We start from the raw sequence: 14,642 nt of genomic DNA, 5'->3' as shown, positions 1-14,642 counted from the left end.
CGGTCGATCGGTGGGGTCTGCGCAGCTGCTCGGGCCTAGCCCGGGAGGTCTTGTTGCGGTAGCGTAACCCACCAACTGGTCGGTCTGGTAGGGAGACGATGTGACGAACACCGAGGCGGGCATTCTGCCCGCGAGGCTGGCGCAGCGGGTCGAGGTCGACCCGAGCGCGCACCTGGCCGGCGTCGACGGCGTATGGATCACGGTCAAGGAGGTCCAGGACGCCGCACGACGGCTGGCGTACGGGCTCCACCGGCTCGGCGTACGACCGGGTGACCGGGTTGCCTCGATCATGGCGAACCGGCGCGAGGCGGTCGAGCTCTTCTTCGCCTGCGCCGAGCTGGGTGCCGTCCAGGTGCCCCTCCACGTCTTCCTCAAGGGCGAGTTCCTGCGCTACCAGATCGCCGACTCCGACCCGTCGGTGCTGATCGTCGACCAGGAGGCCTTCGACGCCACGAAGAAGCTGATCGCTGCCTCCGGCATCGCGACGACGTTGATCGCGCTCGACGAGGGCGATGGCAGCACGCCTCGGCTCGCCGACCTCTACGTCGCGGGAGAGCGCGCGTGGGAGGAGCCGACTCCCGACTCGCTGCTCAGCATCCTCTACACGTCCGGCACGACCGGGCTCCCCAAGGGCTGCATGATCGACCAGGGCTACTTCCTGCACATGCCGAAGGCCCACATGATGTTCGACTGGTTCAAGCCGACGGACACCTCGATCACGACGCTGCCGCTCTACCACGGCTTCGGTCTGAGCTCCCTCATGGACGCGTTGGTCGCCGGGTGCCGTGTGGACTTCGAGTCGGCGTTCAGCGCGTCCACGCTGATCTCCCGGGCGTGCGAGGTCGGGGCGACGCAGCTCTGGGCGGTCGGAGCGATCGGTGCGGCGCTGCTGGCGACGCCGCCGTCGGACGCCGACCGCGACCACACGATCGAGCGGGCCGTCTTCATCCCGATGGCGCCGCAGGCGCAGCACGCGTTCGAGGAGCGGTTCGGCGTCGACGTGCTGGCGGAAGGCTACGGCCAGACCGAGGTGCTGCCCGCGACGATGGGCGGCGTGCGCCCCGGGCGCGACCAACCCAGCTGCGGCAAGGCGCTGCCGTGGCTCGACGTCCAGGTCGTGGACGGCGACGACCGCGTGCTTCCCGTGGGGGAGACCGGTGAGATCGTCGTACGCCCGCGCGAACCGCACTCGATCTTCTCCGGCTACTGGCGCAAGGAGGACGCGACGCTCGACGCGTGGCGCAACCTGTGGCACCACACGGGCGACATGGGCCGCTTCGACGACGACGGGATGCTCTACTTCGTCGATCGCTTGAAGGACGCGCTGCGGCGACGCGGCGAGAACGTGTCGTCGGTCGAGCTCGAGGTCGCGCTGGTCCAGCACCCCGGCATCGCGCAGGTCGCCGTGCACGCCGTGCCGTCAGAGCTGTCCGAGGACGAGATCAAGGCCTGCCTGGTGCTCGAGGACGGGTGCACGTTCGACCCGACGGAGATGTTCGGCTACTTCCGCGAGCACCTGCCGTACTACGCGATCCCGCGGTACGTCGAGGTCATCGATGCCTTGCCGGTGAACGCGATGGGACGCATCCTCAAGCACAAGCTCCGCGCCGACTGGGACACCCCGGAGACGGTCGACTTCCTCACGCTCGGGCTGTCCGTGGGCAGGAGCGAGCGCCGATGAGCGACGGACGCAGTGGCCCGCTGGCGGGCGTGAAGGTGCTGGAGATCCAGGGGCTCGGCCCCGGCCCGTTCGCGGGGATGATCTTGAGCGACTACGGCGCGGACGTCGTGCGTGTCGACCGGGTCGAGAACGTCGCCCCCGGACGCGAGGGTCCGCCTCCCGTCGACGTGCTCGGACGTGGCCGGCGCTCGGTCGGAGTCAACCTCAAGAGCCCCGACGGTGTCGCTCTCGTCCTGGCGATGGTCGAGCAGGCTGACGTCCTGATCGAGGGGTTCCGCCCCGGCGTGATGGAGCGCCTCGGCCTCGGCCCCGACACCTGCCTGGAGCGCAACCCCAGGCTCGTGTACGGCCGGGTGACGGGCTACGGGCAGGACGGTCCGTGGGCGCCGTACGCCGGGCACGACATCAACTACATCGCGCTGTCGGGCGCGCTCTGGTCGATCGGCCGCGACGGCGAGGCGCCCGTGCCCCCGCTCACCTACGTGGGCGACTTCGGCGCGGGCGGCATGTTCCTCGCGCTCGGGGTCTGCGCCGCCCTGGCGGAGCGGGCGACGTCCGGGCGCGGGCAGGTCGTGGACGCGGCGATGATCGACGGCTCCGCGGTGCTCGGCGGATTCCTGTACGGGATGCGTGCGGCGGGGATGTGGGGCGAGGAGCGCGGCAAGAACCTCCTCGACACGGGCACCCCGTACTACGAGACGTACGAGACGTCCGACGGGCGGTGGGTCGCGGTCGGCGCGATGGAGCCGAAGTTCTTCGCGAACCTGGTCACGACGCTCGGGCTGTCGTTCGACCCGCGAGACCAGGGCGACGAGGAAGCGTGGGAGAGCCTGCGCAAGGAGCTCGCCGCCACGTTCAAGACACGCACGCGTGACGAGTGGGCCGCCCTGCTCGACTCCGCTGAGGCGTGCGTCGCGCCGGTGCTGTCGCCGTGGGAGGCACCCGACCACCCGCACCACGTGGCCCGCGAGACGTTCACGACGAGCAACGGCCTCGTGCAGCCCAGCCCGGCGCCGCGCTTCGGGCGCACGCCGGGGCAGATCGCGGGACCTCCGCCCCGCCCGGGCGAGCACACCGACGACGTCCTGACCGAGTGGGGCGTCGATCCGGGTGCCGTGGCGCGCTTGAAGGCGTCGGGCGACGTCGCCTGACGTCGGACCTGATCGAAACGAGGGAGAGACCGTGAGCAGTGCAGGAACCGAGGAGCGCTTCGCCACCCGGACCATCTCGGCGGCGTTCCAGCGCCGGCTGGACCGCGAGCCCGCCGCGCCGTTCGTCCGGTGCGGCGGCGACTGGATCTCCGCTGCCGCCCTGGACGAGCGTGCCGACCGGCTCGCGACCGGACTGGCGTCGCTCGGCGTCGGCTCAGGCGACAAGGTGGCGACGATCCTGCCGAACCGGATCGAGACCGTGGAGCTCCTCTTCGCGGTCGACAGGCTCGGCGCGGTCCAGGTGCCGCTGAACTACTACCTCAAGGGCGACTTCCTCGAGTACCAGCTGAACGACTGCGGGGCCGAGATCCTCGTCGCCGACGCCGCCGGGTACGAGGCCGCGCGCGGGCTGCTCGCCGCGACGCCCGTACGCCATCGGGTCCTCGTCGACGACCCGGAGCCCGGTGCAGTCCCGTACGGCGAGCTGCTCACCGCGTACGAGACCCACGCGCGGGAGTCGGCGCCGGGCGACATCGTCTCGATCATGTACACCTCCGGCACCACCGCCGCGGCGAAGGGCTGCCTGCTCAGCACCGGCTACTACACCGCCGTCGGGCGGGCGTACGGGATGCGCCGGTGGGTGGTCCCCGGTGACCGGATGTTCACGGGCTTCCCGATGTTCCACACGAGTGGCCAGATGGTCGCGTTCATGTCCGCGCTGGTCAACGACGCGACGATCAGCATCGCGCCGGAGTTCCACGCCTCGACGTTCCTGGCCGAGGCGGCGGCGGACGAGGCGACGATGCTCGTCGGCGTCGGCCCGATGGGGCAGATGCTGCTCGCGCAGCCCGAGCGCCCCGACGACGCCGCGCACCCGTTCCGCCTGGCGGTGTGGGTGCCGATGGGGCAGGACGACCAGCGCGCCTTCGAGGAGCGGTTCGGCACGCCGGTGATGTCGGAGGGCTACGGGCAGACCGAGTGCGTCCCGATCACGAACACCGACCCGGGCGGCCCGCGCGACCGGGCGACGTCCGGCCAGGTCTCACCGCTGATCGAGGTCCGCATCGTCGACGACCAGGACAACGAGGTGCCGCTGGGGGAGGCGGGTGAGATCGTCGTACGCCCCCGCGAGCCGCACGTGATGTACAGCGGCTACTGGAACAAGCCCGAGACCACCGTCGACACCTGGTCGAGCCTGTGGCACCACACCGGTGACCACGGGCGGATGGACGAGAACGGGTGCGTGACGTTCGTGGACCGCAAGAAGGACGTCATCCGCAGGCGCGGCGAGAACGTGTCGGCGCTCGCGGTCGAGGGTGTCTTGCGCGCACACCCGGCGATCCAGGACGTCGCTGTCTCCAGCGTCCCGTCGGAGGTCGGTGAGGAGGAGATCAAGGCCAGCCTCGTGCTCGCGGGCACGCTGACACCGGAGGAGCTCTTCGACTTCGCCGAGGCACGGCTGCCCTACTTCGCGGTCCCCCGCTACGTGGACGTCCGCGACGCGCTGCCGGTCAACGCGTTGAGCCGGGTGATGAAGCACGTGCTCCGCGACGAAGGCGTGAGCGACACCATGTGGGACCTGACCGCGCTCGGACTGGTGGCGACACGCCGCGGCCGTACGGATCGGGTCCGCGCGTGAGCGGGAACGGGGGCGGCGCGACGGCGCCCGACGTCCTGGTCGAGCGCCAGGGCGGCGTCATGGTCGTGACGTTGAACCGCCCGGACCGGCACAACGCGATCGGCGGCACGATGCTGGAGGGCATCGCCGAGGCGTTCGCCGAAGCGGCCGCGGACGACTCCGTACGCGTGGTCGTGACGACCGGGGCGGGGTCCACGTTCTGCGTCGGCGCCGACGCTGCCGACCTCGGCGGCGCGGGGGACGCCAGCGCGCGCGAGATCCTGTCGGGCACCAGCCTCGGGGGTCGGAAGGGCCTCCCCGATCTGACGGCGTACGAGCGGAGCCTCGACGACCTCGGCAACGCCGGTCGGTGGACCGAGAAGATCTGGCGGCTCGAGAAGCCGACGATCGCGGCGGTGAGCGGCGTGGCGGTCGGTGGAGGCTTCGGCATCGCGCTGCTGCACGACCTCATCGTGGCCGACCCGGCCGCGCGGCTGGGGGCCGGGTTCGCGCCGATCGGCCTCGCGCCCGAGCTGGGGATCAGCCTTCTCCTTCCGCGGGTGACGGGCCTGTCCCTCGCGGCGGACCTGCTGTTCACCGGGCGGCTGGTCGACGCCGTCGAGGCCAAGGAGATCGGGCTGGTCAACCGGATCTCTGCCGAAGGCCGGGCTCTCGACGCGGCGATGACGCTGGCCGAGCGCGTCGCCTCCATGCCTCCGCTGGGCCTGCGCGCCGCGAAGCGGGTCCTGCGCCGCTCGATGACCAGCACGATGGTCGAGCAGCTCCGCGAGGAGCACGCGGCCCAGCTCGTGCTCTTCGACCACCCCGACACGCATGCGGCCTTCGCCCGGCTGTCGCGCCGGCTGTCGGAGAAGGCGGGGTGAGCGCGGTGAGCACGACGACCGCCTCCCGTGTGCACACCGACCCGAGCCGGTGGCGCGACCTCGTCGACTCCGACGAGCGCGCCGAGTTCGCGGCTTCGGTCCGTGCGCACCTGGGCGCGCGGTTCGGACCGGATGCGGCCCGCGCCTGCTTCGATGCAGCCCAGCCTGCGGAGGCCTGGCGCGAGATCGCGGCCGCCGACTACCCGGTGATCGGCCTCCCGGAGGCGATGGGCGGCGCCGGGTCGATCGTGGACGCCGTCGCGATGGTCGAGGCCGCAGGGCCGGCACTGGTCCCCCTGCCGCTGGTGAGCACCGTGACGGCGTGGCAGACCGTGGCGCACGCGGGCCGGCCGTCGGAAGGCCGCGCGTACGAGGTCTCCTCCGAGCGCCGTGCGGCGCTCGCCGTCGTGGACGGGACGGACGAGCTCGTCGTGCTCGACGGGGCGCTGGCGGACGAGGTCGTGCTGGTCGACGTCCGCGGTGCCGCGGTGAGGGTGTCGGTCGCCGACGTCTCGGACGCGGTCACGGCCGTTCACCGCCACGTCGACCCCGGGCGACCGACCGCGGTTCTCGACCGTACGAGGCTCAGCGAGACCGTGCTGGCCGACGGACGGACCGACGTCGACGCCGTCCTCGCGCCGGCACGGACCGTGCTCGCTGCCGACCTCACCGGCGTCGGCGCGACCGCGCTCGACCGCGCGGTCCGGCACGCGCTCGAGCGCGAGCAGTTCGGCAAGCGGATCGGTGCGTTCCAGGGGATCAAGCACCGGCTCGCCGACGTGTACGTGGCGGTCGAGCGCGCGCGGTCGCTCACCCGGGCTGCCGCGGTCGCCCTCGCGAGCGACGGGACCAGCGACCTGTCGGCGGCCGAGCTGGCGCTCCTCGCGAAGGCCGCCGCGACCGACGCTGCAGTGGACTCCACCCGGGCGTACGTGCAGGTGCTCGGCGCCATGGGCATGACGTTCGAGGCCGATGCCCACCTCTACTTCCGCCGTGCTCAGCAGACCGCACCGTTCCTCGGGTCCGCAGCGGACTGCTACCGGGCGGCGGCCCTCGTCCGCAGGGAGGACCACCGATGAGCGACGTGCTGGCCGCGTACGACCGGTTCCTCGGAGAGGCACTTCCCGAGGACTACGCCGCGCGGGTCGACCACTACCGCCACGACGACCACCTCCGTACGGAGTTCCAGGTCGCCTCGTTCGAGGCAGGCTGGCTGGTGCCCGACTGGGAGCCTGGCCTCGGAGGCCAGGGTCTGTCGTCCGGCGACGCGCTCGCCGTACGGGTCGAAGGCGCACGACGCAGGGTCCCCAAGATCCACAACGTCCAGGGGGTCGGCGTCGTGGCACCCGGCCTGCGGCGCTTCGGCACGCCGGCGCAGCAGGACCGTCTCCTGCGGCCGGTGCTGCGGGGCGACGAGTGGTGGGCGCTGGGCATGTCCGAGCCGGGTTCCGGCTCCGACCTTGCGTCGTTGCGGACGCAGGCGCGGCGCGAGGGGGACGTCTTCGTGGTCAACGGGTCGAAGATCTGGACCACGCAGGCACGCGAGTCGCGCTGGGCGACGTTGTACGTCCGCACCGATCCCGACGCGGCTCGACCGCATGCGGGGATCTCGTGCCTGATCCTCGACCTCCGCAGTCCCGGCGTGGACGTACGCCCGATCCCGCGTGCCGCGCAGTCCGTCGACGCGTTCTGCGAGGTCTTCCTCGACGACGTGCGCATCCCCGCCGACAACCTGCTCGGCCCGCTGAACGGCGGGTGGCGCGTCGCGTCGGAGAGTCTCGAGCACGAGCGCGACATGATCTGGGTGAACAACTGGGTCGAGATCGCCCAGGCGGTCGAGCCGGCGCTGCGTCGTCCCGACCTCGGCGACGATGCGCTGACCGAGCTGGGCCGCATCCTCGCCGACGCGGAGGCCGTGCGGTTCACCGGACTGCGGACGGTCTTCGGACGGTTGTCGGGCCGGGACCCCGACGAGTTCTTCATCCTGAAGCTGCTCGGCTCCGAGGCCGCCCAGCGGGCGACGCGCTTCGCGATGGAGTCCACCGGCGTGGACGGCCTGCTCGACGCCCAGCTGATGGAGGACCGCGTCGAGTCGCTCGGCGCGACGATCTACGGCGGCACCTCCGAGGTGCAGCGCAACATCATCGGCGAGCGCGTGCTCGGACTGCCCCGTGACCGCTGACCTGCCCGTCCGCGAGGAGCCCGCACGAGAGGAACGACGAGTGTCGTACGAGACGATCGAGGTCGAGAGGCGTGGCGAGGTCCTTGGCGTACGCCTCAACCGCCCCGACCAGCTCAACGCGTTCGACTGGGCCATGACCCAGGAGCTGACCGAGCTGTGGCAGAGGGCTGCGGCCGATCGTTCGATCCGGGCGGTGGTGCTGACCGGTGCGGGGCGCGGGTTCTGCGCGGGCGCGGAGGTCTCCGACCTCGCCGCGGAGCGCAGACCACGTGGTGAGGGCGTCGAGGCCGAGCTCTCGTTCCTCCCGGGCCCGCACCTCGAGGTGCCGGTCATCGTCGCGGTCAACGGTGTCTGCGCGGGGGGAGGCCTGCACTTCGTGGCCGACGCCGACATCGCGATCGCCAGCGAGGCCGCCTCGTTCGTCGACCCGCACGTGAGTGTGGGGCAGGTGAGCGCGCTGGAGCCGGTGTCGCTCGCGCTGCGCGTCCCCCTGCCGCGCCTGATGCGGCTGGCGCTGCTGGGCAAGGGCGAGCGGCTGACCGCGGCGGAGGCGATGGCAGTCGACCTGGTGACCGAGGTCGTCCCGTCCGACGCGCTGGACGCACGGGCGTACGCGCTGGCCGAGCTGGTCGTCAGCGGTTCGCCGGCTGCCGTCGCCGCCACGCGCCGCGCGCTCCGTGCGTTCGAGGCGCAGGTCGTGCGGCCGGCGATGGAGCGCGGGTGGGAGGCCGTCCAGGCGCACTGGGACCACCCGGACTCGCAGGAAGGTCCGCGCGCGTTCGCCGAACGGCGTCCGCCTCGGTGGCAGTCATGACAGCCTCTACGGAGGAGAGAGAGGGAGTGGTTCAGATGGTGGTTTGTCCGCGATGAAGGAGCTGGTGTTCCCGCGTCTGCTCGTGCCGACGGTCGAGCGGGTTCCGGACAACCTGGCGGTGATCGCCGAGTACGACGACGGCACCTCGTACGAGGCGACCTTCGCGCAGCATCTCGACCGCGTGCTGCGGCTGAAGCGGGCGCTCGCGGAAGGGCTCGGCCTCGGGCCGCAGGACCGGTTCGCGGTGATCGCCGACAACAGCCACCGCTACCTCGAGCTGTGGCACGCTGCGCTCTTCGGGGCGGGGGTCATCAACCCGCTGAACGCGCGCCTGGCCGTGCCGGAGCTGGACTACATCCTCAACGACTCGCAGGTCGAGACGATCTTCGTCGACAGCACGTACGCACCGGTCGTCGAGAAGCTCCGCGACACCACGGCCCTTCGTACGGTCGTGCTCATGGACGACGGCGACGGCGCCCATGATCTGCGGTACGAGGACCTGCTGGCGGCACACGCTCCTGCGGACCACGCCGAGCCGGATGAGGACGCGATCGCCGTGCTGATGTACACCGGCGGCACGTCCGGCAAGCCCAAGGGCGTGCAGCTGACCCACCGTGCAGAGGCGCTCACGGTCTATCGCATGGACTTCGCGTACCGCTACTTCGGCGTCGACGACGTCTTCCTCATGAACACCCCGATGTTCCACGTCGCCGGCTGCCTCGGGCTGATGGGGATGCCCGCTGCCGGGAGCCGCGTCGTGATCCTGCCGCGCTTCGACCCGGGCACGGCCCTCGCCGCGATCGAGAAGCACAAGGTCACGCGGCTCGGAGTCGTCTCGATGATGCTCGCGATGGTGATGGCGCACCCTGACTTCACGCCCGAGAAGGTGGCGTCGGTGCGTGCCATCGCGTACGGCGGCTCGCCGATGCCGGACGACCTGATGCGTCGCCTCGGGGAGGCGTTCCCGCACAGCGAGCTCTTCCAGATCTACGGGATGACCGAGATGGCTGCCGTCCTCACGGCGCTCACGCCCGCCGACCACCGTGCCGGTGGCGGACGCACGCGGTCAGCGGGGCGTGCGCTGCCGGGCGTACGCCTCCGGATCTGCGACCCGGTCTCCGGGCAGGTGACGCCGACGGGCGAGGTCGGGGAGATCGTGGTCCAGTCGGGTGCCGCCATGACGGGCTACTGGAACCTGCCCGAGGAGACCGCGCAGGTGCTGCGCGACGGCTGGTACTACACGGGCGACATGGGTCGCCTCGACGACGAGGGCTACCTGTACGTCACCGACCGACTGAAGGACATGATCGTCACCGGCGGCGAGAACGTGTACTCGATCGAGGTCGAGAACGCCCTCTCCACCCACCCGGCGGTCGCGCAGGTCGCGGTCATCGGCGTCCCGTCCTCGACGTGGGGCGAGGCGGTGCACGCGGTCGTCATGGTGCGGCCTGGTGAGGAGGTGACCGAGCAGGAGCTGATCGACCACGTCCGCGCGAAGATCGCGGCGTACAAGGCACCGAAGTCGGTCGAGCTCCGTACGGACCCCCTCCCGATGTCGGCGGCGGCGAAGATCTTGAAGCGCGAGCTCCGCGCGGCGTACTCCGCTCCCTGAGCGCCTCGCCGTCCCTCCGCCCACGCGTTTGCCTCGCCGTCCCTCGGCCCGCGCGTTTGCCTCGCCGTCCCTCGGCCCACGCGTTTGCCTCGCCGTCCCTCGGCCCACGCGTTTGCGGTGCTAGCACCGCAAACGCCGGGACCCCACCGCAAATTCGCGGTGGGGTCCCGGCATTTCAGGTGGTAGCACCGCAAACGGGGGAGGCGGGGGAGACGGGGGAGGTGGGAGCGCGGCGCCGCGGCGCGGAGGCGGCGGAGGAGGCTCAGGTCTCGATCACGATGCTGTCGTAGGTGTCGACGATCGCACGCTGTCCCTGCCGCAGGACGAGCGTGGTGTCGACGAACTCGACGATCGCAGGCCCGACGACGCGGGAGCCGGAGGTGAACTCCGAGCCGCGGTACACCGGCGTACGCACCGGGTCCGGTCCGAGCTCGTACCAGATCACGTCGCGCTCGCCGGCGGGTGCGACGTCGTGCGGTACGCCGTCACCGCGCGCGGTCAGCTCCGCGGCCGCCATCTGTGCCCGGGCGCTGACCCGCAGCGACGTGACCATGAACCCCGCCACGGGGTAGCCGCTGCCCTGCCCGTACAGGCGCTCGTACTCCTCCTCGAACGCCGCCACCAGCTGCGTGACCTCGTCGGGGCCGTAGACGCCGTCGGGCGCCGGGATGCGGATCTGGTTGACCTGCATCGTGAAACGCATCTCGGCGGAGCGTTCGAGGACCGGGTTCGCGTCGCGCATCCCCTCCGGCATCGCTGCGCGAACCTCCTCCTCGAGCTGTTTCCACGCGTTGTTGAGCGCGTCCGGATCGAAGGGCGATGCGAGGACCAGCGGCATGTCCTGCACCAGCATTGCGTCGGACGACGCGACGCCGAAGGCCGACCAGCCCGCCGCGAGGTCGCCGAGCGGGATGACGAGGGTCCGGATCCCGAGACTGCGCGCGACCTGCGGGCAGTGCACGGCGCCCGCGCCGCCGTACGCGTACATCACGCACGAGCGCGGATCGTACCCCTGCTGGATGCTCGAGAGCCGGATCGCGTCGGCCATCTGGTCGTCGACGATCCGGGCGGCCGCGGCGGCCGTCTGCTCGGCGGTGAATCCGAGCGGGCTGCCGGCGCGCTCCAGTGCGTCGCGGGCGGCCTGGGTGCCGAGGGCGATGTCACCACCGAGGAAGTACTCCGGGTTGAGGTAGCCGAGCACGAGGTCGGCATCGGTGACGGTGGCCTTCTCGCCGCCGCGCAGGTACGCCGCCGGGCCGGGGACGGCGCCCGCGCTCTGCGGACCGACGCGAAGGCTCGCGGTCTCCTCGTCGTACGCGACGATGCTGCCGCCACCCGAGCCGACCGAGCGGACGTCGAGCGTGGGGACGAAGTACTCGTACTGTCCATAGCGGGTCTCGCTCCGCGTGACGGGCTGCCCGCGACGGATGACGCCGACGTCGAACGTCGTCCCGCCCATGTCGCCCGTGAGCACGTTGCCGTCGTCCGCGGCGGTCCCACCGCCCATCGCCTGCGCCAGCTTGCCGGCGCCGATCAGCCCGGCCACCGGTCCGGAGCCGATGGTGAGCAGCGGGAGGCGGCTCGCGCGCGCGGCGTCGATCAGGCCGCCGGTGCAGCTCATCACGGCGAGCTCGCCCGTGTAGCCCAACGCCTGCAGCCGCGCGGTGAGCTGCTGCAGGTAGGTGCTGGTGACCGGGCCGATCATGGCGTTGATCGCGGTCGCGACGCTGCGCTGGTACTCACCCGGACGCGGACTGACCTCGCAGCTGAGCGACAGGAACGCGTCAGGCGCCTCCTCGCTGATGATGCGACCGAGGAGCCGCTCGTGCCGGTCGTTCGCGGTCGACCACAAGAAGGTGACCGCGAAGGCCTCCACCCCGTCGGCCACCAGTGCCCTGACCTGGTCCCGTACGCGGTCCTCGTCGAGCGCCACGATCACCGACCCGTCGGCGGCGACGCGCTCGTCGACCTCGACCACGAGGGACTTCGGGATCAGCGCCTCGGGCTTGGTGTGCCCCGCCAGACGGGCGATCTGGCGGGCATCGAGCCCGGCGAGCCGGTGCCCCGCCTGCATGAAGGACAGCGTGTCGCCGTGCCCGGCGGTGGTGAGGAGCGCCGTCCGCGACGTCCGCTTCTCGACCAGCGCGTTCGTCGCGACCGTGCAGCCGTGCACGATCGCGCGCGCTTGGCCGATCAGCACCTCGGCACCGATCCCGATCCGGGCCGCCGCGACCTCGATCGCGGCGAGGAACCCCTCGTGGAAGTCCGGCGGGGTCGACGGCGCCTTGCCGATCGCGATCCGGCCCTCGTCGTCGAGGAGCACGCAGTCGGTGAACGTGCCACCGATGTCGACACCGATCACGTAGCGGCCGGTCATCGGAACACCACCTCCGTCAGCATCGGCTCGCTCGCGCGAGCGATCTCGATCGTCATCAGCGTCTGGCAGCCCGGGCAGCAGTAGCGCCGCAGGACCATGTCCTCGTCGAGGAAGGCGCGAGGATCGTCGACCCGGGGGAGGACGTCGACGCCGGTCTGGTCGACGAGCAACCCACGCTTGTAGTTGTCGCGGTAGTCAGACAGGACGTGGTTGCACGTCGCGCACGCGAGCACACGGCGCTCGCCGTCGTCCCGGGCGACGACGTACTCGTGGACCGAGACCGCCGGCTCGGCCGTCGCCGACGCGACGTCGTACGGGGCCGTGCCCTCGAAGACCTCGGCCGCAGGTCGCCACGTCGCCCGCTCGGCGCGGACCTCCGTACGCCGTACGCCGGTCGCCCCCGCATCCACGGCGTCGCCGTCCAGCACCACGCCGTACAGCGCGGCGGCTGCCTCGACCGAGACCCGTCCCTGCGCCACGTCGTCCGCGATGCGCTCGGGCTCGCGGTCGAGCGGGTCGCCATACCCACCGCCGCCGCACACGACGAGCAGCAGTACGTCGTCGGCGTTCAGCGGGGTCCCGTTGGACTTGCCGCGCAGCGTTTGGGCCTCGCGTCGCGTCAGCTCGGCGACGTCCCGCGGCATCTCGCCGTCGGTCCAGCGGTCACGGATGTCGGTGCCGGCCAGCACTTCGTACCGGGCCGTCGGCGACGGGAGACCCCCGAAGACCCCGACGGCCTGGTTGGTCGAGACGCCCTGCCCGCCGGCGTTGGTGACGATGTCGATCGCGGCCGCGTGGTACGGGGTGATCGCCACCTCCATGCCGACGCCGCCGCGCCACCGCCCGGCGCCGCCGCTGTCGGGTGCCGCTCTGCGATACATCACGAGCATCGGGTAGAACTGCTCGCTCGCCTCGATGTTCGGCATCCGGATGAGCGGGATGTACGAGGCCCCGCTGGTGTCGACCCCGTCGGAGTGCGACCGCGCGCCGCCGCCGAAGCCGGAGGCCTCGGTCAGCGCCGTACCGAACACACGACCGCCTTCGTCGGCTCCCGCGATCACGGTCAGCGGGACGTCGGGGCCGGAGACGACCAGGTCCTCCTTGAGCTGCGGGTCGCAGGCCATCAGGCGGGAGAACACGTTGTGCAGCCGCATGTACGCGCTGCTGACGTTGAGCACGCTGCCGCTGACGGCGGCGGGGTAGTCGACGCAGCTCAGTGTCCCGGGGCGCGGGCGGAAGTCGATCTGCCGCTCCGCTCCTCCGACCGAGAACGTGTGCTCGTGGAGCATGGTCTGGCCGACGACGCCGAGCACGATGCCGGCGAAGTTCATGTACGTGAAGCCGATCGGCCCGTCGACCTGGGGGTCGGTGCCGACGTTGTCGATGATCAGACGTGACCCGCGCTTGGTGACGTTGAACTGCACGCGGTGCGTCGTCCGGTCGCCGGGCATCAACTCGTCGAAGTAGAGGACGTCGCTGAGCGTGCAGTCCGGGACACGCTCGAGCTTGCGCGCGAACGCCGCCTGGGCGTTGTCGAGAATGCTCCGCATCGCCGCCTTGACGGTCGAGGCTCCGAACTCCTCGCACGTCTCCTGCAGCCGTTGTGCCGCGAACCGGCACCCGGCGAGCTGGGCACGCAGGTCGAGGGCCACCATGTCCGGGAGGCGTGACTGCCGTCGGAACATCTCCTCGAGATCGGGCCGAAGCACGCCCTGCTCGACCAGCTTGAACGGTCGGAAGATGATCGGGTCGCTGAAGATGTCGGGTGCGTTCTGCGGCCATCCGCCAGGCACGATGCCGCCCAGGTCGTACTGCTGCGCGGCGTTGGACACCCACGCGAACAGCTTGCCGTCGACGAACACCGGCGCCGCGATGCAGACGTCCATCTGGTGCGAGGCGCCGATCCACGGGTCGCTGGCGAGGAAGATGTCGCCCTCCTCGATGCCGGGGTTCTCGCTCAGTCGCTCCATCAGGTAGCGGATCATCAGCGGCGAGCCGGTGTTGAGGTACTGGATGAACGGCGCGCCCATCACGATCTCGCCGTCCTCGGTGAGGATCGACATGTTGAAGTCGAGCGCCTGGAAGATCGGTGAGCCCGACATCCGCGAGAGCGTGTCGCCGTGGGCGAGGTTCAGCGTCCACAGCCGGTTGCGGAGGACCTCGAACGTCACGGGATCGAGGTCCTCGTCGGCAGCCGTGTCGATCGCGAGCGTCGAGGAGACCCGGTCCCGCCAGTCGGGAGAGGGGCGGTAGCTGTGCTGCACCCCGTCCCACACGATGTCGTCGTACGCGTCCAGATCGTCGGTGTGGACGGTGGTCATCG

The 14,642-nt window shown here is 71.3% G+C and carries 10 protein-coding genes; 8 read left to right on the top strand and 2 right to left on the bottom strand.

Annotated elements, in window-relative coordinates; translation table 11 throughout:
• Positions 1-100 precede the first annotated feature (100 nt).
• From GH747_RS12905 to GH747_RS12870, 8 genes are read left to right on the top strand one after another with little or no spacing between them, the layout of a single operon-like run.
• On the top strand, positions 101-1,681 hold the full coding sequence (locus GH747_RS12905) for an AMP-binding protein (protein WP_149769970.1): 1,581 nt from the start codon (positions 101-103) through the stop codon (positions 1,679-1,681).
• Positions 1,678-2,832 carry a CaiB/BaiF CoA transferase family protein gene (locus GH747_RS12900; protein WP_149769969.1) on the top strand — a complete coding sequence of 385 codons (1,155 nt, stop codon included), beginning with the start codon at positions 1,678-1,680 and terminating at the stop codon, positions 2,830-2,832. Before GH747_RS12905 ends, GH747_RS12900 begins: the two co-directional genes overlap by 4 nt.
• A 31-nt stretch (positions 2,833-2,863) precedes the next feature.
• Positions 2,864-4,471, top strand: coding sequence for an AMP-binding protein (locus GH747_RS12895; RefSeq protein ID WP_149769968.1), 1,608 nt, complete (start codon positions 2,864-2,866; stop codon positions 4,469-4,471).
• Positions 4,468-5,334, top strand: coding sequence for an enoyl-CoA hydratase/isomerase family protein (locus GH747_RS12890; RefSeq protein ID WP_149769967.1), 867 nt, complete (start codon positions 4,468-4,470; stop codon positions 5,332-5,334). The genes GH747_RS12895 and GH747_RS12890 overlap by 4 nt, the downstream gene beginning before the upstream one ends.
• A complete protein-coding gene (locus tag GH747_RS12885; RefSeq protein WP_149769966.1) occupies positions 5,331-6,413 on the top strand; it encodes an acyl-CoA dehydrogenase family protein in 1,083 nt (360 codons plus the stop codon). Before GH747_RS12890 ends, GH747_RS12885 begins: the two co-directional genes overlap by 4 nt.
• On the top strand, positions 6,410-7,516 hold the full coding sequence (locus GH747_RS12880) for an acyl-CoA dehydrogenase family protein (RefSeq protein WP_149769965.1): 1,107 nt from the start codon (positions 6,410-6,412) through the stop codon (positions 7,514-7,516). Before GH747_RS12885 ends, GH747_RS12880 begins: the two co-directional genes overlap by 4 nt.
• Positions 7,506-8,330, top strand: coding sequence for an enoyl-CoA hydratase/isomerase family protein (locus GH747_RS12875; protein WP_205602922.1), 825 nt, complete (start codon positions 7,506-7,508; stop codon positions 8,328-8,330). The genes GH747_RS12880 and GH747_RS12875 overlap by 11 nt, the downstream gene beginning before the upstream one ends.
• A 52-nt stretch (positions 8,331-8,382) precedes the next feature.
• The gene (locus GH747_RS12870; protein WP_149769964.1) at positions 8,383-9,942 is read left to right on the top strand and encodes an AMP-binding protein; all 1,560 of its coding nucleotides are present in this window, start codon (positions 8,383-8,385) and stop codon (positions 9,940-9,942) included.
• Between the two features lie 262 nt (positions 9,943-10,204).
• Here the strand turns inward: GH747_RS12870 and GH747_RS12865 are convergent, their stop codons facing one another.
• A complete protein-coding gene (locus tag GH747_RS12865; protein ID WP_149769963.1) occupies positions 10,205-12,319 on the bottom strand; it encodes a hydantoinase/oxoprolinase family protein in 2,115 nt (704 codons plus the stop codon).
• Positions 12,316-14,640, bottom strand: coding sequence for a hydantoinase B/oxoprolinase family protein (locus tag GH747_RS12860; RefSeq protein ID WP_149769962.1), 2,325 nt, complete (start codon positions 14,638-14,640; stop codon positions 12,316-12,318). Before GH747_RS12860 ends, GH747_RS12865 begins: the two co-directional genes overlap by 4 nt.
• Between the last annotated feature and the right edge of the window lie 2 nt (positions 14,641-14,642).

This window comes from Mumia xiangluensis (assembly GCF_010994095.1).
GTDB lineage: Bacteria > Actinomycetota > Actinomycetes > Propionibacteriales > Nocardioidaceae > Mumia > Mumia xiangluensis.
The sequence above is the reverse complement of the archived record's forward strand: the minus strand, read 5'-3'. Positions and strand labels throughout refer to the sequence as shown.